The organism is Pantoea agglomerans (genome assembly GCF_021397715.1).
GTDB lineage: Bacteria > Pseudomonadota > Gammaproteobacteria > Enterobacterales > Enterobacteriaceae > Pantoea > Pantoea astica.
The window spans coordinates 2468229-2489020 of record NZ_CP090207.1 but is presented as its reverse complement, the minus strand read 5'-3'; the positions used below and the strand labels follow the sequence as shown (position 1 = coordinate 2489020).

Genomic DNA, 20792 nt, shown 5'->3' with positions numbered 1-20792 from the left:
CTGCGGGCAATATGCGCCGGATTTCATGTTTAGTCTAAGATCCAGGTCGCGGTATCGTTAGTGCGGCACGCTTTACTGGCACCGCCAACGGCGACACAGACCTGTTTCGTTTTGCGGGGACGGGGACGATCGCTAAGCACCGTTGCATCATAACGACTGCTTTCCACACCCGCTTTTAACGGGACGTAACCGATCATCGGGCCGTCAGCCTGGTCAGCAATCGCCAGCCAGTGATTTTCCACATTGCCTAATACTTCAAACGGTTTACTCGTTTCGAGATAGCGAACCACTTTGCCGCCATAATCGGGCGTGGTCATAACTGACGCACCGTATAGCGCCCGCCAGGTCTGGTTGACCGGCTCAAATTCAGTCGGCGGCGCCACGGCGTGCCGATGAACCAGTTTGACGCCATTAATTTCGCTGGTCACCAGCGTGTCATCAGTGACGGGCGGCGGCGGGGCCTTACAGCCTGCCAGGGTAAGGACCGCCAGCAGTGTTAACGCAAGACTCTTTTTCACCATGTTCCTCGTGATCTCATCAAAGTATCTGCATATTGCCTGGCCCGACGCAGGGGAAGGCCGACATTGGCACCGCAGTGGGCCAACGTTCTGACATTCAAAAAAAGGTCAGATTACATCGGGATAGTACTGCGTTCAGTCTACCTAAGACTTTTGAGAATTCAAACCATTGCACCGGCTGCCGATGCGTGATAGCGGGCGCGTTACCGCTAAGCCAGGGCGCAGGAAAAGCGCCATGCTTTACAATAGTTAAAGCGAACTGAATTATCGCGACCGCAAACCGGTTGTGAATGTTGCCGCGCATCTTGCCATGCATTGAATTCAATTGGAAACTATTAAGTTTTTCTAATCACTTATTACCAGAAAATTTTATCCGTTTGCCTTAATAATCTTATTAAAATCGGAATTTCCGGGTCCGTCTCATCCCGCTTATGCGCCGAAAGCGGCACGGCTTTTGCTTAAAAAGTGTTTTATGGCGATGAGAGGTGAGCAATGAGAGACGCCCTGACCTGGCTACGTGCATCACGGGAAAGCGATATTGCCAGCCTGCAACGGCTACTCCAGACCGGACAACTGATTACTGCGGTCAGTGAGCTGGTTCACCAGCTGCAGCGGGAACGCGGGGCCAGTAATATCTGGATCTGTTCTCATGGGCGGCTGTTTAGCACTGAGCGGCTCGCCCGTCAGCAGGATGTCAGCGCCTGCCTGCAGCACTTTTATCAGGCGCTACCGCCCGCCGTGGCGCAGCCGGGCTACAGCCGCTTCTGTCACCTGATTGCCGCCGCGTTGCAGGCGCTGAGCGAGCTGCCCGCGCTACGACAGCAGATCGCTGAAGAAACGCTGACTCAGGTAACGGCAATGGCGGCGTTTAATCAGGTGATCCGCACCTTACTCAATCTGGTCTTTGAAGCGGCAGACACTGCCAGCCATCCCGATATTTCCCGAGCCCTGATAGCACTATTCAGCTTTATGCAGGGCAAAGAGCTGGCCGGACAGGAGCGCGCCATTGGGTCCGCTGGCTTTGCGGCCGGGCAGTTCACTGCCGACCAGCGCAGCCAGATGGTGGCGCTGATTGCCGCCCAGGAGCAGAGCTTCACCACCTTTAGCCAGTTTGCCGATGCTGAAGCTTGTACCCAGTGGCAGCCGCTGGCGCAGGCCAGCCGGGATATCGAGCGGCTACGGCGCATCGCCTGCACCGGCGGCACCGGCGAAGAATCTGGCGCGCTGAACTGGTTTTCACTGCTCTCTGAGCGGCTCGATCAGATGAAAAGGGTCGAAGATGGTCTCTCCGCTACCCTGATGCTGCGTTGCCGCACCGCGATTGACCAGGCGGCATTGCCGCTGACCCCCGCGCAGGGAAACAGCAGTTTTGCGCTTTATGTTTCCGGTGCCGACTGGCTGCCCGGCGCGGCCACGCTGGACAGCGATGGTTTGGCACCGCAGCTTGGGCGTTCGGTACTGTCGTTGATTGGCGAACAGCAGCAGCGCTTGCAGCAGCAGGCTGATGAACTGGCCGCTATGCGCGCGTCACTTGATGAGCGCCGGATCATTGAACAGGCCAAGCACTGGCTGATGCAGCAGCACGGTTTCAGTGAACAAGCGGCCTGGCAGGCACTGCGTAAAAGCGCCATGAACCAGAACAAAAAGGTCGTGGAGATCGCACAAGCGGTGCTGGCCGTCGCCGCGACGCTCAGCGTTTAACCCGTAAGAGGTAGCTGCACAACGCTTGTGCGCACGCTGCGTCAGGGGAGTGCAAAAACGGTTATTTTTCCACCACTCCTGAGGCGGGAGGCCTGATAGCGCGTGGGCAGGGAGTCTGGCACGCTGTTTGCTTAACCTTACAGACAGTACGCATTGTTCCTGCCAACGGCGGTGGGGCCAGTGCTTTGGATAAAGGCGTCCATCCGCATGCTTCGGCATGTCGGAGGACGCCTTTTTTTATTCCTGTTCAGGGGCCATATGATGAGCAAAATGCCAGTCTCACGACGCCAGTTACTGATTTCCGGGGCCGCGCTGGGTGCGGCCTGGGTTATCCCAGGATTACGCAATGCCGTCTGGGCGGCGGGATCAGATGCACCCGAAAAAGCCGAGGTCCGGGTCGGCTTTATTCCGCTCACTGACTGCGCGCCGGTGGTGATGGCGTCCGTTAAAGGCTTCGATAAAAAATATGGCCTGAGCCTTCAGGCCAGTAAAGAGGCGAGCTGGGCGGCAGTGCGCGACAAACTGACTTCCGGTGAACTGGATGCGGCGCACGTGTTATACGGCATGATCTACGCGTTACAGCTCGGCGTGGCCGGTCCGCAACACGACATGGCTAACCTGATGACGCTCAACCACAACGGCCAGGCGATCACCCTGTCGAACCAGCTGAAAGCCAGCGGCGTGACCGACGCGGCCAGCCTGAAAAAGGCGGTGGAGAGCCAGGCCAAAGGCAGCCTGACCTTCGCCCACACCTTTCCTACCAGCACCCATGCCATGTGGCTCTATTACTGGCTGGCTAATGCTGGCATCAACCCGTTTGAGGATGTGCGCACTGTGGTTGTGCCGCCGCCACAGATGGTGATGAACATGAAAATTGGCAACATGAGCGGCTTCTGCGTCGGTGAGCCGTGGAACCAGCGTGCCATCAGCGACAACATCGGCTTTACCGCCGCCACCAGCCAGCAGATCTGGCCTGAACATCCGGAGAAAATCCTCGGCACCCGTGCGCAGTGGGTCAAAGAGAACCCCAACACCGCCCGTGCCCTCACGGCGGCAGTACTGGACGCCGCCCGCTGGATTGACGCCTCCGACGATAACCGCCGCGAAACGGCTCAGGTATTAGCCGGACGCGCCTGGATCAATACCAAAGTTGAGACGTTACAGGGACGGATGCTGGGGCAGTATCAGAACGGGCTCGGTCAGTCGTGGCAGGATGCGCACCCGATGCGCTTCTTTGGTGACGGCAACGTCAGTTTCCCCTGGCTCTCCGACGGCATGTGGTTTCTGACCCAGATGAAGCGCTGGGGGCTGCTGACCCGCGATCCCGATTATCAGGCCGTCGCGCGCCAGATTAATCGTATCGACATCTATAAACAGGCCGCCAGTGCGGTCGGCCAGATCGCGCTGCCCGCCACAGAGATGCGCAGCAGTACCCTCATCGACGGCAAAGTGTGGGACGGCAGCAATCCTGCCGCCTATGCCGCCAGTTTCGCCATCAAACGTTAAGAGAGGATGCCATGAAAACTGACGCGCGCGCCCTGGCGCAGCCGGTGCAGACCGACAGCAGTGCCACCGTGATCCCGTTGCAGATTACCCCGAAAGCCGCCGCCAGACCGGCCCGCCTGCGTCCGCTGATCCAGCGGGCTATTCCGGTCGCTGGTGGGATGCTGTTGCTGCTGCTGGTGTGGCAAATCGCTGCGCTATCGGCGCCGGCTTTTCCAACGCCGTACGCCACCTGGCAGGCGGCGCAGATTCTGTTTGCCGATCCGTTCTACAGCAATGGCCCCAACGATCAGGGTATCGGCTGGAACGTGCTGGCGTCACTGCAGCGTGTCGCTATCGGCTTCGGCCTGGCCGCCCTGGTGGGTATTCCCGCCGGTTTTCTGCTCGGTCGGTTTCTGTTTATGGCGCGGATGTTTAATCCGATTATCGCCTTGCTGCGCCCGGTCAGTCCGCTGGCCTGGCTGCCGATTGGCCTGCTGCTGTTTCAGCGCGCTGAGCCTGCCGCCAGCTGGACCATTTTCATCTGTTCGATCTGGCCAATGATCATCAACACCGCCGAAGGGGTACAACGCATTCCGCAGGATTACCTCAATGTGGCGCGGGTGCTGCAGCTTTCCGAGTGGACCGTGATGCGCCGCATCCTGCTGCCGGCGGTGCTGCCCGCCGTGCTGACCGGGGTTCGCCTGTCGATTGGCATTGCGTGGCTGGTGATTGTCGCCGCTGAAATGCTGACCGGCGGACTCGGTATCGGCTTCTGGATCTGGAACGAGTGGAACAACCTCAACGTGGAAAACATTCTGATCGCCATCCTGATTATCGGCGGCGTCGGCCTGTTGCTGGAGCAGGGCCTGATGCTGCTGGTACGTCGTTTTAGCTGGGATAAATAAGGAGTTCACCATGACACACATTATACGCGTCCAGCAGGTCAGCCAGCGCTTCAATACCGCCAGCGGTGAATTCCTGGCACTGGATAACGTCAGTTTTGATATTCACGAAGGCGAAACCCTGAGTCTGATCGGCCATTCCGGCTGCGGAAAATCGACGCTGCTGAACCTGATTGCCGGACTGAGCCGGCCCAGCAGCGGCGTATTGCTGTGTGATAACCGTGAGATCGGCGGTCCGGGGCCGGAGCGGGCGGTGGTGTTTCAGAACCATTCGCTGCTGCCGTGGCTGACGGCGTTTCAGAACGTTGAGCTGGCGGTACAGCAGGTGTTTAAAGGCAGGCTGAGTAAAGCGGAAATGCAGGACTGGATTGAGCACAACCTGAATCGGGTGCAGATGAGCCATGCGATGCACAAGCGGCCGGGTGAAATTTCCGGCGGCATGAAGCAGCGGGTTGGCATCGCGCGGGCGCTGGCGATGAAGCCGCGTGTGCTGCTGCTGGATGAGCCGTTTGGCGCGCTGGACGCCTTGACCCGCGCCCACCTGCAGGACAGCGTGATGCGCATTCAGCAGGAGCTGAACACCACCATCGTGCTGATTACCCATGACGTCGATGAGGCGGTGCTGTTGTCCGATCGGGTACTGATGATGACCAACGGCCCAGCAGCGCGAGTCGGTGAGATCCTGCCGGTCAACCTGCCGCGTCCGCGTTCACGCGTCGCGCTGGCCGATGAGCCGCGCTATCACCAGCTGCGCCAGCAGGTGCTGCACTTTCTGTATGAAAAACAGACCACGGCGGCGTGAGGATCGCATTATGACGCAACGGCTGCTGGTAATAGGGAATGGCATGGCGGCGATGCAGCTGGTCGAGAGCCTGTTGCAACGGGCGCCGCAGCGTTACGCCATCACGGTGATTGGCCGCGAGCCGCATGGCAACTACAACCGCGTGCTGTTATCACCGGTGCTGGCGGGTGAGATGCGCTTCAGCGAGACCCTGATCCATGCAACGTCGTGGTATCAGCAGCACGGCGTGACGCTGCTGGCGGGCGAAACGGTGCAGCAGGTCAATCTGGCGGCCCGTACGGTGCTGACCGACCAGCGTCAGCTGGGCTGGGACCGGCTGGTGTTCGCCACCGGATCGCAGCCGCGCCTGCCAGCTATTCCAGGCATCGATCGGCCGCAGGTCAGCAGTTTCCGCTGCATCAGTGACGTTGAGCGGCTGCTGGCGGGCCACGGTCCGGTGGCGGTGCTGGGTGGCGGTTTCCTCGGTATTGAGGCGGCGGCGGCGCTGCGAGCCCAGGGACGCGAAGTGACGCTGATTCATCACAAAGGCTGCCTGCTCGATCGCCAGTTGGATGCCAGAGCGGGCGAACTGCTGCTGACGGCGCTGCGCGAGCGTGGCATACGGTGTGCGCTGAACAGCGGCGTGCAGGCGATCACTGCCGCGGGCGTGCTGCTGACCGATGGCCACCATTGCGCGGCCAGCCAGGTGGTGATCGCCATTGGGGTGGAACCGGCGGTGGCCGTGGCGCGGGATGCGGGCCTGCCGTGTCAGCGCGGTATTCTGGTCGATCGCCAGCTACGCAGCGCCGTACCCGGTGTCTACGCCGTCGGCGAGTGCTGTGAAATTGAGAGCGAAACTTTTGGCCTGGTGGCGCCCTGTCTGGCACAGGCGAAGGTACTGGCGGCGCAGCTGGCCGGTACGCCAGAACCCGATTACCGGACGCAGCCCGGCGGCACGCGGCTCAAAGTCAGCGGCATTTCCCTGTTCAGCGCCGGGGATATCCGTGAAGCGCCGTCGGTCAGCAGTTTTGATCCGATATCCGGCGATTATCGTCGTCTCTTTCTGCGACAGGGACGCCTCAACGGCGTGCTGCTGTTTGGTGACAGCCAGCAGGGGGCCGCACTGCTTGGCCGCCTGCAGCGCGCTGAATCCGCCACCCTCGCGACCCTGTTCGATCCCGATCAACCTGAAACGCAGCCACAGGCTGCAGAGAGCCTTCTGATGAGTAAACCTCTATTAGCCGTGATCGGTCACGGCATGGTCAGCCACTATTTTCTTGAGCAATTGGTCGCCCGTGAACTGCATCAGCACTATCAGATTGTGGTGTATGGCGAAGAGTCTCAGCCAGCCTATGACCGGGTACATTTGTCGGACTATTTCAACGGCAAGCAGGCGGCTGACCTCTCTCTGGTGGAGGCGGATTTCTTTGCTCAGCACGGTATTGAACTGCGCAGCGGCTGCCAGGTGGTGTCGGTTGATCGGGCGCAGCGTAGCCTGACTGACAGCGCGGGCAACCAGCTGGCGTGGGATCGGCTGGTGCTGGCCACCGGGTCACGCGCCTTCGTGCCGCCGATTCCCGGCCACGACGCGGCACGCTGTTTCGTCTACCGCACGCTGGACGATCTGGACGCGATTGCCGCCTGCGCCCGGCACAGTCAGCGCGGCGTAGTGATTGGCGGCGGGCTGCTGGGTCTGGAGGCAGCGAATGCGCTGCGGCAACTGGGGCTGGAAACCCACGTGGTGGAGTTTGCGCCGCGCCTGATGGCGGTGCAGCTGGATGAGGGCGGCGCGTTAATGCTGCGTCAGAAGATCGAGGCGCTCGGCGTGACGGTACATACCTCAAAACAGACAGAGCAGATTGAGACCCGAGCTGACGGCAGCGTGCTGCTGCACTTTGCCGATGGCAGCAGCCTGCACAGCGATCTGGTGCTGTTCTCGGCGGGCATCCGACCGCGTGATGAACTGGCGCGTGATGCCGGGCTGATGCTCGGTCCGCGCGGCGGTATTGAGATTAACGATCGTTGCCAGACCAGCGATGAAGCGGTCTACGCCATCGGCGAATGCGCGCTGTGGAACGGGCAGATTTTTGGTCTGGTGGCACCTGGCTATCAGATGGCACGGGTGCTGGCGGGCCATCTGGCGGCGGAACCCAGTGCGTTCAGCGGTGCAGACATGAGCACGAAGCTCAAGCTGCTGGGCGTCGAGGTGGCCTCGTTTGGTGATGCACAGGGGCGGGCCCCGGGCTGCCAGAGTTATCACTGGACGGACGGTCCAAAGGGCATTTACAAAAAAATCGTGATTTCTGCCGACGGCAGCCGGTTGCTGGGCGGCGTGCTGGTGGGTGACAGCAGCGATTACGCCACGCTGCTGCAGATGATGCTGAATGCGTTGCCGCTGCCTGCCGCGCCAGAGAGTCTGATCCTGCCGCAGCTGGCGGGCGCACCGGCCAAAGCGCCCGGCGTAGCCGCGCTGCCTGACAGTGCTCAGGTCTGCTCCTGTCATAACGTCAGCAAAGGCGATATCTGCGCCGCGGTGAAAAGTGGCTGCAGTGAGATGAGCAGCATTAAAAGCTGCACCAAAGCCGCCACCGGCTGCGGCGGTTGTTCCGCGCTGGTGAAACAGGTGATGGACTACCAGCTGTCGAACCTCGGCGTCGAGGTGAAGACGGATATCTGCGAGCACTTCCCCTGGTCACGGCAAGCGCTTTATCACCTGATTCGGGTGGAAGGTATCACAACCTTTGACGATCTGCTGGCGGCGCACGGCAAAGGCCACGGCTGTGAAGTGTGTAAACCGCTGGTGGCCTCGTTACTGGCCTCCTGCTGGAACGATTATCTGCTGCAACCGGCGCATCTGCCGCTGCAGGACACCAACGATCGCTACTTCGCCAACATCCAGAAAGATGGCACTTATTCGGTGGTGCCGCGCGTGCCAGCCGGTGAGATCACTCCGCAAGGCCTGATTGCCATTGGTGAAGTGGCGGCGCGTTACGATCTCTACACCAAAATTACCGGCGGGCAGCGCATCGATCTGTTCGGGGCGCGGCTCGAACAGCTTCCCGCTATCTGGCAGACGCTGCTGGATGCCGGCTTTGAAACCGGCCACGCCTACGGCAAATCGCTGCGCACCGTGAAGTCCTGCGTCGGCTCGACCTGGTGCCGCTACGGCGTACAGGATTCGACGGCATTCGCCATCGCGCTGGAGAATCGTTACAAGGGCCTGCGCGCCCCGCACAAGATCAAGATGGCGGTCTCCGGCTGCACCCGTGAGTGTGCCGAAGCACAGAGCAAAGATATCGGGGTGATCGCCACCGACAAGGGCTGGAACCTCTACGTCTGCGGCAATGGCGGCATGAAGCCGCGTCACGCCGATCTGTTCGCCAGCGATCTCGACGACGCCACCTTGCTGCGTTATGTCGATCGACTGCTGATGTTTTATATCCGTACCGCCGATCGTCTGCAGCGTACCAGCGTCTGGCTGGATAACCTGGAGGGCGGACTCGACTATCTCCGCCAGGTGGTGATCGACGATAGCCTCGGTCTGGCCGCCACCCTGGAGCAGGAGATGCAGCAGGTGGTGGAGGCTTACCAGTGCGAATGGCAGACCACGCTGGCCGATGCGTCACGCCTTGCGCTGTTTACTCCGACGGTCAACAGCGATCAACCGGATGAGAGTCTGTATTACAGCCGGGTACGCGGCCAGCGCCAGCCGGATGAAGCGACATCCCGGCCGGTGCAGCAACTGCCCGCTGAACCCTGGAGCGCGATCTGCGCCCTTGATGCGGTGCCACAGCAGGCGGGTATCGGGGCGCGGCTGGGCAGCGAGCGTATCGCCCTGTTCCGCTTTGGCGAGGCGCTTTATGCGCTGGAAGATCGTGAACCGGGCAGCGAAGCCAGCGTGTTGTCGCGCGGTATCCTCGGTGATGTTGGCGGTGAGCCTGTGGTGATTTCGCCACTCTACAAGCAGCGTGTGCGTCTGCGGGACGGTCAGAGTCTGGATAATCCGCAGCATCAGTTACGCTGCTGGCCGGTGAAGCTGGAAGCGGGGCAGATCTGGCTGGCCAATCGCCCGATTAATCAGCTGGCGCAGGCATCATGAAGACCACCTGTCCCTATTGCGGCGTCGGCTGTGGCGTCTGCGTCACGCCGCAGGACAATCATCGGGCGCAGGTGATGGGCGATCCCCAGCATCCGGCCAACGCCGGGCGGCTGTGCGTTAAGGGCACTGCGTTAGGCGAGACGCTGACGCCACAGGGACGGTTGCTTACCGCGCAGGTCAACGGCCAGCCAGTGACGCTCGATGCAGCGCTGGATGCCGCGGCAGAGGGATTAAGAGAAGTGATGGATCGTTATGGTCCGCAGGCGGTGGCGTTTTATGGCTCCGGCCAGCTGTTGACCGAGGATTATTACGTCGCCAATAAGCTGATGAAGGGCTATATCGGCGCCGCCAATATCGATACCAATTCGCGGCTCTGTATGGCGTCGGCGGTGATTGGCTATAAGCGGGCGTTCGGTGCGGATGCGGTGCCCTGCTGTTATGAGGATCTGGAGCAGGCCGATCTGGTGGTGCTGGTCGGTTCCAATGCTGCCTGGGCACATCCGGTGATCTGGCAGCGGCTGGCACAGGCGAAACAGCAGCGTCCGGAAATGCGGATGGTGGTGATCGATCCGCGCCGCACCGCCAGTTGCGATCTGGCCGATCTGCATCTGCCGCTGCGTCCTGGCAGCGATACGCTGCTGTTTTCCGGTCTGCTGCGCTGGCTGGCAACGCAGGGCGGCATCGATCAGACGATGCTGCCCCATCTGAGCGGCGTGGAAGAGACCCTGGCGGCGGCAGAGCCGTGGGAGATTGCGCACGTCGCCGAGCAGTGCGATCTGACACTGCAGCAGGTCACGGCGTTTTTTACGCTGTTCAGTGGCACCGATCGGGTACTGACGCTGTGGTGCATGGGGATTAATCAGTCGGTGACCGGCAGTGATAACAACCAGGCGATTCTCAATGCACACCTGTTAAGCGGCAAAATCGGCCGGACAGGCTGCGGCCCGTTTTCGCTGACCGGACAGCCAAATGCGATGGGCGGCCGTGAAGTGGGTGGGCTGGCCAATCAGCTGGCGGCGCACATGGGATTTGACCCGGCTGACTGTGATCGGGTGCAGCGTTTCTGGCGCAGTCCGACCATTGCCCGTCAGCCTGGTCTGACGGCGATGGATCTGTTCCAGGCTATTGCGCGCGGCGAGGTGAAAGCAGTCTGGATTATGGGCACCAATCCGGCGGTGTCGATGCCTGAGGGCAATCGGGTGGCGCAGGCGCTGGCGGCTTGTCCGCTGGTGATTGTGTCGGACATCATGGCGCACACCGATACCAGTGCGTTTGCTGACATCCTGCTACCGGCCCAGGGCTGGGGCGAGAAAAATGGCACCGTGACCAATTCCGAACGGCGGATTTCGCGTCAGCGCGCCTTTGCCGCCGCGCCTGGCGATGCCCGTCCCGACTGGTGGTTGCTGGCCCAGGTGGCCCGGCGTTTAGGTTTTGATGGATTTGACTGGCAGCATCCGGCGGCGATTTTTCGTGAACACGCGGCGCTGTCGGGCTTTGAGAACGGTGGTCGACGAGCGTTTGATATCAGCGCGCTGGCGCAGTTAAGTGATGCTGGCTGGGATGCGTTGCGTCCGGTTCAGTGGCCGGTGAATGCTGAACATCCCGAGGGTTGCGCCCGATTGTTTCGCGATCGGCGGTTTTATTATCCTGATGGTAAGGCACGACTGTGGGTGCCGGCAACGCCCGCGGTGATGTCACGCGAGGCGGCTTATCCGTTACTGATGAATACCGGACGGGTGCGCGATCAGTGGCATACCATGACCCGTACCGGGCTGGTGCCGCGGCTGATGCAGCATTGTGACGAACCCTTTGTGGCGCTTCATCCGGCCGATGCGGCCCGTTATGGGTTAACGGCAGGGGCGCTGGCGCGGGTGCAGTCGGTTGCGGGCTGGATCAGCGTCCGGGTGACGATTGATCGCGGGCTGCGGTGCGGAGAGCTGTTTGTGCCGATGCACTGGAACCGTCAGTTCAGTCAGCAGAGCCATGTCGATATGTTGGTCGCCGCACGAGGCTGTCCGTTTTCACAGCAACCGGCGCTGAAACAGACGCCGGTGCGGATTATGCCGTTGCCGGTGAGCTGGCAGGGCTGGTTATGGCAGCCCGCGGTGACGTCGCCAGCGGGATTACGTTACTGGGCACGCTCACCCTACGCCGGGGTGCAGCGCTATGTGGTCGCGGGCGAGGGCGCGCCGGAAGCCTGGCTGGCTGCGCATGATGATCTCACCGGGTGTCAGTTGCAGGTCGCGGGCGGCAGCGGCAGTGATTATCGGGTGCTGGCATGGCGCGACGGCGTGCTGCAACGGGCGTTTTATGCCGGGGCCAGGTTGCCGGATGTCGATCACGATTTAGTCGCTGCCGCGTTTCAGGCTGCGCCACCGGATGCGTTTCGGCGGCACCGTTTACTGGCAGGTCAGGCCGCGCAGGGCCAGGCGGCGGGGCGGATTATCTGCAGTTGCATGGTGGTTGGCGAACAGGCCATTTTGCAGGCGGTGGCGCAGGGGTGTGATACGACTCAGGCGCTAGGTGAGAGGCTTAAATGCGGCACGCAGTGCGGTTCCTGCATTCCGGAACTGAAACAGCTGTTGCTTTCCGAATCGGTAACGGAGGAATCATGACGCTGGCCATTGAATCGCTCGATAAATTACTGACGCCACAGGGCGTTGTTCCGCAGCAGGGTGCAGTGTGGTTAGTCGGTGCCGGGCCGGGTGATGTTGAGTTGCTGACGGTGAAAGCGTTGCGGTTACTGCATTGCGCTGAGGTGGTGGTCTATGACCGGCTGGTGAGCGAGGCGGTGATGGCGGAAGTGCCGGAGAGCGCCTTGTGTATTGATGTCGGTAAACAGCCTGGGCAGCACGGTCTGAAGCAGGCGCAGATCAATCAGCTGCTGATCGATCTGGCATACAGTGGCCGGGATGTTATCCGGCTGAAAGGCGGCGATCCCTTTATTTTTGGTCGTGGCGGAGAGGAGATGGTGAGTCTGCAGCAGGCCGGGATCCGTTGTGAAGTGGTGCCGGGGATTACTGCTGCGGTCGGCTGTGCGGCGGCCAGCGGTATTCCGTTGACGCACCGTGATTGTGCGCAGTCTTTGCGGCTGATTACCGGGCACGGGCGTAGCGGGGAGCCGCAACTCGATGCCGCCGCCGTGGCGGCGGACAATCAGACACTGGTGTTTTATATGGGCCTGAGCTGGAGTGCCTCGATCAGTGCGCAACTGCAGGCTCAGGGGCGTGATGCAGAGACGCCGGTGGCGATCATTGAGAACGGCACCCGGCCGGATCAGCGGGTGTTGATTACCACGCTGGCCGGGCTGGCACAGACGGTAGCTCAGGAGAAGCCGGTGTCGCCGTCGCTGTTGCTGGTCGGTGAGGTGGTGCGTTATTACCGTGCTGATTTGCAGGTGGGTGCGCTGGCGCGCGTTGCCGCGTGTTGAGGTCAGGGGGCTAACCGTGCGACGGAGCGGGCTGTGAGACAGGTGCAGTGGTCAGTAAGTGCCTGCCCGGCGGGCTGGAGTACGCGTTTTGGTGAGGGGCTGAAAGGGCTTAATGATCTGAGTGGGCTAAGCGTCAGGTGCGAGCGCTGGCTGCGCTTAAAGCTGATCCCATTCGGGCAAACGATAAACTCTTTTACGCCAGGCGTAGAATCCCGCGATCGACAGGCCAAAAAAGAGCGCGGCCATCAGGTTGGTGGCGATGGAAATGGCGTCAAAAGTGGGCGCGGAAAGTGAAGGAAATAACAGCAGCAGCGGCATCATTAGCGTATAGAGCGAGGCAAAAACCAGCACATTGAGCCAGAAAGCAGCAAAGGGCGGCAAGGGAAGGTAGATTTTCATGTTCCACAGCAGTCGATGTAACGGCGGTGGGGCGTGGCAGCCCCACATTTTTTTCTCCGCCATGATGGCGAATGCCCGTGTCCGCCTGCGCTCAAAAATCTCGTCTTTCATCGGTTGTTCACCTTTCTGACCGCGACGTTCAGCGTCGTGATCGCAACATAGACGCACCACATGTCGTTGTGATGAACCCCGCCGACGCTATTGCGGTTACATTGCCCGCTTCATCGGCAGCGGTGCCACCAGCACCTTGACACCCAACGTTTCGAAAGCTCTGACCTGCGCCGGGCTGATGCCGCTATCGGTAATCAGATAGTGGATATTGCTCCAGTCACAGGGCAGCGCAAACATTGAAACTTTATCAATCTTGCTGGAATCGGCCACCACATACACCGTACTGGCGGAGCGGATCATCGCCAGCTTGACCTTGATGTCGGTTTCGCTTGGAAAGCTCAGGCCGAGGCGCGGTGAGATGCAGGCGGTCGCCAGAAACAGTTTTTCCGCTAACACATTTTCGAAAAAGTTAGCTGCCTTCTCGCCGGAGGTCGACAGCGTCGGAAACTTAAAGGTGCCGCCGGTCAGCAGTATGTTAATGCCGGGCTCGCCGCCCAGTTTTAGTGCGATATTTACCGCCGTGGTGACCACCGACAACCGGCGGATATGCGTCATGGCGTCGGTGATGGCGGTGGTGGTGGTACCGGAATCGAAAATCACCGTGTCGCCATTTTCGATATGCTGGGCAGCCAGCCGGCCAATCGCCTCCTTCTCTTCCAGATGGGTCTGCCGCTCAAGCAGCATCGCCCCGGTATTCTGTTTGCCGGTCATCAGGGTTGCGCCCCCGTGGTAGCGCTGGACAAAGCCCTGTTTTTGCAGCATTCGCAGATCGCTGCGCAAGGTGGCTTCCGTCAGGCCAAAAGTCTCGGTCAGGGCTTTGACCGTGACGGTGCCATCCTCTCGGATCATCTCCAGAATTTTTTCGCGGCGTTGCTGCATATCAGCTAACTGCTCACTTTTGCTTTTCAATCGAAATGCTCCCTTTTCCAATCGCAGGGGTTCAGGCGAAGAAGGATCTGTCGCAGAGTTTAACGCGACGTTTTTATGAATGCGAGATAGCCCGCAGCAACATTGATTTTCGAACGAAAGTTAATATCCGACAGGTCATTGAATCATCCGCGTTTTCATCCATGCGGTTCAGCACTTTTATTTCCGCATTGCAAGCCGGATCACGTCTTTTCAATAAGATAATCCCTGCCAGCAGGCAGATGGTCGAAATTTGATCTGCCCCACATATCATTTCTTTTCGATAGCTTATATTTTTGTTCGAAAATGATTGAGTCCTGAGCGGCAGCAAAAAACTGAGGGGATAAGTGGGATGAGTGCTGAATATGACGTAAACCTGCGCTACGGCGTGGATATCGCTCTGAATCTGGCTGAGAAAGTCGCGGTGGTGACCGGCGGGCTCGGCGGCATTGCGATGGCGACCAATGGCATGTTGCTGGAGAAAGGAGCACGTCTGGCGCTGCTCTATCCGCCGTTCGAGGCGGATAAGGTAGCCAGCCTTGAGGCGGAGTTTGCTGCCGATCGGGTGCGTTTCGTCTGCTGTGATGTCACTGACCCCGCTTCCGTTACGACGGCCTTTGACCAGGTGATCGCCCACTACGGCCGCATCGATATTCTGGTGAACTGCGCCGGGTATGTGATGTTACAGCCGGTGATCGAGACCGATTTTGCCGAGTGGCAGAAGCAGATCGCCGTCAATCTCACTGGCCCTTTTCTCTGTTCGCAGGCCGCAGCGCGCCTGATGATCGCGGCGGGTAACGGCGGAAAAATCATCAATATCGCCTCGCAGGCGGCCTCCATCGCCATTGATAACCACGTCGCCTACACCTCAGCCAAAGCGGGACTGCTCGGCATGACGAAGGTGATGGCGAAAGAGTTCGCGCCGTACCGCATCAACGTTAATACCCTTTCGCCCACCGTGGTGCTGACGCCGATGGGCGAAAAAGCCTGGCGCGGCGAGAAGGGCGAGCAGATGAAGAAACTGATTCCGTTAGGCCGCTTTGCTTACACCGATGAGATTGCCGCCGCAGTGCTGTTTTTTGCCAGCAACGGCAGCGACATGATCACCGGCGCAGATTTGATGATCGATGGCGGATTTACCATCTGGTAAGGCTGCTCTGACACCCGGGAATCAACACCCAGTGATAACGATAAGAGAGAACATCATGAAAAACCGTACCCTGCTGTGCACTGCTGTGGCCGCCTGTCTGGTTTCGCAGGCGGCATTCGCCGTCGAGAAAGGCACCATTATGATTCTGGTTAACTCCCTCGATAACCCGTATTACGCCTCGGAAGCCAAAGGCGCCAACCTCAAAGCGCAGGCGCTGGGCTACAAAACCTCGGTGCTGTCGCACGGCGAAGATGTGAAGAAGCAGAGCGAACTGATCGACGCCGCCATCGGTAAAAAAGTGCAGGGTATCGTGCTGGACAACGCCGACTCTACCGCCAGCGTGGCAGCGATCAAAAAAGCCAAAGATGCCGGTATTCCGGTGGTGCTGATCAACCGTGAAATTCCGGTGGATGACGTGGCGCTGGCGCAGATTACCCATAACAACTTCCAGGCCGGTTCTGACGTCGCCAACGTGTTTGTCGAGAAGATGGGTGAGAAGGGCAAGTACGCCGAGCTGACCTGTAACCTGGCCGACAATAACTGCGTGACGCGCTCCAAATCGTTCCATCAGGTGCTGGATCAGTACAGCGATATGCAGAGCGTGGCACGCCAGGATGCCAAAGGAACGCTGATCGACGGCAAGCGGATCATGGACAGTATTCTGCAGGCGCATCCGGATGTGAAAGGGGTGATTTGCGGTAACGGACCGGTGGCGCTGGGGGCCATTGCCGCCCTGAAAGCAGCCGGACGCAACGATGTGATTGTGGTGGGGATCGATGGCAGCAATGACGAACGGGATGCGGTGAAGGCCGGCACCCTGAAAGCCACGGTGATGTTACAGGCGCAGGCGATTGCGGCGCAGGGCGTGACCGACCTCGACAATTATATCCAGAAAGGGGCGAAACCGGAGAAACAGCGGGTGATGTTCCGCGGCATCCTGATTACGCCGGATAACGCCAGCGGCGTACAGGATTTCAACTTCAAATCGTAATTCACTCATCGCCGCCGCGCCTGCCTGAGCGGGCGCCAGGGAGAAGAAGATGTCCGGAAGAGTCTGGCTGACACTGGGGGTCCTGCTGCTGAGCGGCTGCCGGATTGTGTCGCAGCAACAGCTGGCCGAGCTGAAAAATCCCCCCAATCCACAGATGGCCAACATCGATCAGGTCTGGCAGCAAAAGCTGGTGCCACAGCTCACGGCCGAGGCGAAACCGCTGGCGGTGTTAATGAAGTCGCTGCAGACGGCGAAAGATTTTGACAGCGCCTGCCAATCCTATGGCTACCGCAGCCAGGCGGAAAATCCGTGCGTATTCAGCGTGACGGTTCGTGGTGACGTCACCGCGCTAAACACCACTTCCCGCAGCGGCAAGATGAGCGTCAAAGATGAATCAGGTGACACTGTCACTATTCAGACCGGGCCGATCATTCGCGGGACCGCGCTGCGTGATGCTTATAAGGGCGCGAGCTATCAGGACTTTAACGATCAGGTGCTGTTTGGTGATTACGGCAAAGCGATTAATCAGCAGGCGGCCAGCCTGATGCAGACATTCAAGCCTGGCGTGGGCGATAAGGTGACGGTCGTCGGCGTGTTCAGTAGCTGGGACATCCCGCAGTCGCTGCCGGAGATCACTCCGGCGTCGATCAGCCGGCAATAAGGAGCGGCAGATGCAAGATCTTCAACCGCAGCAGAGCAGCGATGTGATCATCGAAACCCGCAACGTGTCGCGTCTCTATCCCGGCGTTACGGCACTCGATCAGGTTAACTACCGGGTCTATCGCAATAAAGTCAACGTGCTGATTGGCGAAAACGGTGCCGGCAAATCAACCATGATGAAGATGCTGGCGGGGGTCGAAACGCCCTCATCCGGCGAGATCCTGCTGGACGGTAAGGTGGTATCGCTTAACTCGACCCATCAGGCAGAGAAGCAGGGCATCAGTATCATCTTTCAGGAGCTGAACCTGTTCCCCAACATGAACGTGATGGACAACATCTTTATCGCTAACGAGTTTTTCCAGCGTGGCGTGATCAACGAAAAATATCAGTATGCGCTGGCGAAGACGCTGCTGGAGCGGCTGGAGCTGGATGTTGACCCTTATGCGCCCCTTGGTGAGCTGGGCATCGGTCATCAGCAGCTGGTGGAGATCGCCCGCGCGCTCTCCAAGGATACGCGGGTATTGATCATGGATGAGCCGACCAGCGCGCTGAGTCAGTCCGAGGTGAAAGTGCTGTTTAACGTGATCGCTCAGCTCAAGCGGCGCGGCGTCACCATCATCTATATCTCGCACCGGCTGGAGGAGCTGATGGAGATTGGCGATCACATCACCATCTTCCGCGATGGGCGCTTTATCAGCGAACGCGACGTGCGTGAGGCGAGCGTGCCGTGGATTATCGCCCAGATGGTGGGTGATAAGAAGAAGCAGTTCGATTACCAGGCGGCTCCGCAGGGGGAAACGGTATTGCAGGTTGACGGCCTGACCGCCCTGCACCAGAACGGCGGTTACACCCTGAATGACGTGACCTTTACCCTGCGCAAAGGCGAAGTGATTGGCATTTATGGTCTGCTGGGTGCCGGGCGCACCGAACTGTTTAAAGGGCTGATTGGCCTGATGCCGTGTCAGTCAGGCCAGGTGCAGCTGGCGGGTAAAGATCTGGCGAAACGCAGCTTCCAGCAGCGGCTAAAAAGCGGTATCGCGCTGGTGCCGGAAGACCGTAAAGGGGAAGGCGTGGTGGAGCTGATGTCGATCACCGCCAACATGACGCTCTCCGATCTCAGCCTGCGCGGGTTTCGCCGTGCGCTGCGGCTGCTCAGGCCGGCTCAGGAGAATCAGCGGGTGAATGAGATGATTGGGCATCTGTCGATCAAGGTCAGCGACGCGGAACTGCCGATCACCGCGCTGAGCGGCGGCAACCAGCAAAAAGTGGTGCTGGGTAAAGCGTTGATGACCGGTCCGCAGGTGGTGCTGCTGGATGAGCCAACGCGCGGCATCGACGTCGGCGCAAAAACCGATGTTTACCATCTGATTGGCAATCTGGCGCAACAGGGGCTGGCGGTCATGTTCTCCTCCTCGGAACTGGATGAGGTGATGGCGCTGGCAGACCGCATCCTGGTGATGGCCGATGGCCGGATTACTGCCGATTTGCCGCGTGCCGTGGCGACGCGAGAACAACTGATTGCGGCATCAACCCCGCAGGATTAAAAGCCTGGTCCATCGGGCTATTTTATTTGTCAGTCTGACGCTGGGCAGTGGTCACACAGGCTGCTTTAGCAACCTGAACGCCCGTCAGGGCGGCCCTGAAGGGGCGAGCACAGCGAGTAATCCTCACGTACTGCGTGTACGGCTGGTTGTTCCGCGCTGTCCGTGTCCAGACTGCCTGCAACCATTACGCCTGGTGGGCCAGGCCCTAAGCTGGCCGGAGAACTTCATGAACCAAAAATATCTGCTCTATATGTACCTGCTGAAGGCGCGCACTTTCATCGCGCTGCTGATTGTGGTCGGCTTTTTCAGCGTGATGGTGCCGAACTTTCTGACGCCCTCCAACCTGCTGATTATGACTCAGCATGTGGCAATTACTGGCCTGCTGGCGATTGGTATGACGCTGGTGATCCTGACCGGCGGTATCGATCTTTCGGTGGGTGCGGTGGCGGGCATCTGCGGCATGGTGGCGGGCGCGCTGCTCACCAACGGCGTGCCGTTGTGGGGCGGGAATACGCTGTTTCTTAACGTGCCCGAAGTGATTCTGGTGGTGGCGATCTTTGGCGTGCTGGTGGGATTCATCAACGGCACGGTGATTACCCGGCTGGGCGTGGCGCCCTTTATCTGTACCCTTGGCATGATGTATGTGGCGCGCGGTGCGGCATTGCTGTTCAACGACGGCAGCACCTACGCCAATCTGGTCGGGCTGCCGGCGCTCGGCAATACCGGCTTTGCGCTGCTTGGCTCCGGCACGGTGCTGGGCGTTTACATCCCGATCTGGCTGATGATCGGTTTCCTGCTGCTCGGGCTCTACCTGACGCGCAAAACGCCGCTCGGGCGTTACATCTACGCCACCGGCGGCAATGAGTCCGCGGCCCGGCTGGCGGGCGTGCCGATTATCAAAGTCAAAGTGTTTGTCTACGCCTTTTCTGGCCTGTGTGCCGGCCTGGTCGGGCTGGTGGTGGCCTCTCAGCTACAGACGGCGCATCCGATGACCGGCAACATGTTTGAGATGGATGCGATTGGTGCCACGGTGCTGGGCGGCACCGCGCTGGCGGGCGGACGCGGACGGGTTTCCGGTTCGATTATTGGTGCCTTCGTGATTGTCTTTCTGGCTGACGGCATGGTGATGATGGGCGTCAGCGATTTCTGGCAGATGGTAATTAAAGGGCTGGTGATTGTGACCGCCGTCGTCATTGACCAGTTCCAGCAGCGTCTGCAAAGCAAAGTGGTGCTGTTACGTCGCCATGAAAAGAAGTTACAGGCGGCACCGCTCTCTGACATTCGTCACAGCTAACAGGAGTGTTTATGACCCGCGATTTTAGTGGAAAAACAGTGGTGATCACCGGTGCCTGTCGCGGCATCGGTGCCGGAATTGCAGCCCGCTTTGCCCGCGATGGTGCGAAGCTGGTGATGGTGTCCAACGCCGACCGCGTCTTCGCCACCGCTGAGCAGTTACAGCAGCAATACGGCAGTGAGATTCTGGCGCTACAGGTGGATGTCACCGATGAGGCGGCGGTGCAGCAGCTCTATCAGCAGGCTGCCGATCGCTTTGGCCAGATCGACGTGTCGATCCAGAATGCCGGCGTGATCACCATCGATCGCTTCGATACGATGCCGAAAAGTGATTTTGAGAAGGTGCTGGCGGTGAATACCACCGGCGTCTGGCTCTGCTGTCGCGAAGCGGCGAAGTATATGGTAAAGCAGCGCAGCGGCAGTCTGATCAATACCTCATCGGGACAGGGACGGCAGGGCTTCATCTACACGCCGCACTACGCCGCCAGCAAAATGGGAGTCATCGGCATTACTCAGAGCCTGGCGCTGGAACTGGCACCCTGGCACATCACGGTCAACGCTTTTTGTCCCGGCATTATTGAGAGTGAGATGTGGGATTACAACGACCGCGTCTGGGGAGAAATCCTCAGTAGCGACCAGAAAACCTACGGCAAGGGCGAGCTGATGGCGGAGTGGGTGCAAAATATTCCGCTGAAGCGCGCCGGTCAGCCTGAGGATGTCGCCGGTCTGGTGGCCTTTCTGGCGTCTGAGGATGCGCGCTACATCACCGGCCAGACGATCAATGTCGATGGCGGATTAATCTTCTCCTGAGGATGCGCATTA

General features: G+C 59.7%; 16 protein-coding genes. 13 read left to right on the top strand and 3 right to left on the bottom strand.

The genetic code is table 11. The features are described 5' to 3' along the window. Nucleotides 1-29 precede the first annotated feature (29 nt). Complete coding sequence (locus LZU96_RS11845; RefSeq protein WP_233984520.1) at nucleotides 30-521, bottom strand: SH3 domain-containing protein; 492 nt, start codon at nucleotides 519-521, stop codon at nucleotides 30-32. A 489-nt stretch (nucleotides 522-1010) separates the two neighbouring features. Here LZU96_RS11845 and LZU96_RS11840 point away from each other — a divergent pair, with 489 nt between their 5' ends. The 7 genes from LZU96_RS11840 to cobA all read left to right on the top strand — a co-directional run bounded on the left by LZU96_RS11840 (nucleotide 1011) and on the right by cobA (nucleotide 12916). Beyond that, complete coding sequence (locus LZU96_RS11840; protein ID WP_233984519.1) at nucleotides 1011-2219, top strand: nitrate regulatory protein; 1209 nt, start codon at nucleotides 1011-1013, stop codon at nucleotides 2217-2219. 261 nt (nucleotides 2220-2480) lie between these two features. Continuing rightward, on the top strand, nucleotides 2481-3725 hold the full coding sequence (locus LZU96_RS11835; RefSeq protein ID WP_233988190.1) for a CmpA/NrtA family ABC transporter substrate-binding protein: 1245 nt from the start codon (nucleotides 2481-2483) through the stop codon (nucleotides 3723-3725). Between the two features lie 11 nt (nucleotides 3726-3736). Beyond that, entirely contained in the window at nucleotides 3737-4609 is an 873-nt protein-coding gene (gene ntrB / locus LZU96_RS11830; RefSeq protein ID WP_233984518.1) for a nitrate ABC transporter permease, read from the top strand. Nucleotides 4610-4619: 10 nt separating this feature from the next. Continuing rightward, nucleotides 4620-5408: an ABC transporter ATP-binding protein gene (locus LZU96_RS11825; protein ID WP_233984517.1), complete on the top strand. Its 789-nt coding sequence runs from the start codon at nucleotides 4620-4622 to the stop codon at nucleotides 5406-5408. Nucleotides 5409-5418: 10 nt separating this feature from the next. Then, nucleotides 5419-9486: a nitrite reductase large subunit NirB gene (gene nirB, locus LZU96_RS11820; protein WP_233984516.1), complete on the top strand. Its 4068-nt coding sequence runs from the start codon at nucleotides 5419-5421 to the stop codon at nucleotides 9484-9486. Then, entirely contained in the window at nucleotides 9483-12101 is a 2619-nt protein-coding gene (locus tag LZU96_RS11815) for a nitrate reductase (RefSeq protein ID WP_233984515.1), read from the top strand. Before nirB ends, LZU96_RS11815 begins: the two co-directional genes overlap by 4 nt. Beyond that, nucleotides 12098-12916, top strand: a complete 819-nt coding sequence (gene cobA, locus LZU96_RS11810) for a uroporphyrinogen-III C-methyltransferase (RefSeq protein ID WP_233984514.1) — start codon at nucleotides 12098-12100, stop codon at nucleotides 12914-12916. Before LZU96_RS11815 ends, cobA begins: the two co-directional genes overlap by 4 nt. 156 nt (nucleotides 12917-13072) lie before the next feature. On the opposite strand, the gene LZU96_RS11805 is transcribed toward cobA, so the two are convergent. Then, nucleotides 13073-13426 (bottom strand): DUF6404 family protein, encoded by a 354-nt coding sequence (locus tag LZU96_RS11805; RefSeq protein ID WP_233984513.1) that lies wholly within the window; start codon nucleotides 13424-13426, stop codon nucleotides 13073-13075. A gap of 96 nt (nucleotides 13427-13522) precedes the next feature. Beyond that, nucleotides 13523-14335, bottom strand: a complete 813-nt coding sequence (locus LZU96_RS11800; protein ID WP_233984512.1) for a DeoR/GlpR family DNA-binding transcription regulator — start codon at nucleotides 14333-14335, stop codon at nucleotides 13523-13525. Nucleotides 14336-14684: 349 nt separating this feature from the next. On the opposite strand from LZU96_RS11800, the gene LZU96_RS11795 reads away from it, so the two are divergent. The 6 genes from LZU96_RS11795 (at nucleotide 14685) to LZU96_RS11770 (ending at nucleotide 20780) form a co-directional block, all read left to right on the top strand. After that, nucleotides 14685-15482 carry a GolD/DthD family dehydrogenase gene (locus tag LZU96_RS11795; protein ID WP_233984511.1) on the top strand — a complete coding sequence of 266 codons (798 nt, stop codon included), beginning with the start codon at nucleotides 14685-14687 and terminating at the stop codon, nucleotides 15480-15482. Between the two features lie 55 nt (nucleotides 15483-15537). Beyond that, nucleotides 15538-16473 (top strand): D-ribose ABC transporter substrate-binding protein, encoded by a 936-nt coding sequence (locus LZU96_RS11790; RefSeq protein ID WP_233984510.1) that lies wholly within the window; start codon nucleotides 15538-15540, stop codon nucleotides 16471-16473. A 49-nt stretch (nucleotides 16474-16522) separates the two neighbouring features. Next, nucleotides 16523-17134 carry a DUF2291 family protein gene (locus LZU96_RS11785; RefSeq protein ID WP_233984509.1) on the top strand — a complete coding sequence of 204 codons (612 nt, stop codon included), beginning with the start codon at nucleotides 16523-16525 and terminating at the stop codon, nucleotides 17132-17134. Between the two features lie 10 nt (nucleotides 17135-17144). Beyond that, nucleotides 17145-18677, top strand: coding sequence for a sugar ABC transporter ATP-binding protein (locus LZU96_RS11780; protein ID WP_233984508.1), 1533 nt, complete (start codon nucleotides 17145-17147; stop codon nucleotides 18675-18677). A gap of 226 nt (nucleotides 18678-18903) precedes the next feature. Continuing rightward, the gene (locus LZU96_RS11775) at nucleotides 18904-19971 is read left to right on the top strand and encodes an ABC transporter permease (RefSeq protein WP_233984507.1); all 1068 of its coding nucleotides are present in this window, start codon (nucleotides 18904-18906) and stop codon (nucleotides 19969-19971) included. A gap of 11 nt (nucleotides 19972-19982) precedes the next feature. Then, nucleotides 19983-20780 carry an SDR family oxidoreductase gene (locus LZU96_RS11770; RefSeq protein WP_233984506.1) on the top strand — a complete coding sequence of 266 codons (798 nt, stop codon included), beginning with the start codon at nucleotides 19983-19985 and terminating at the stop codon, nucleotides 20778-20780. Nucleotides 20781-20792: the final 12 nt, after the last annotated feature.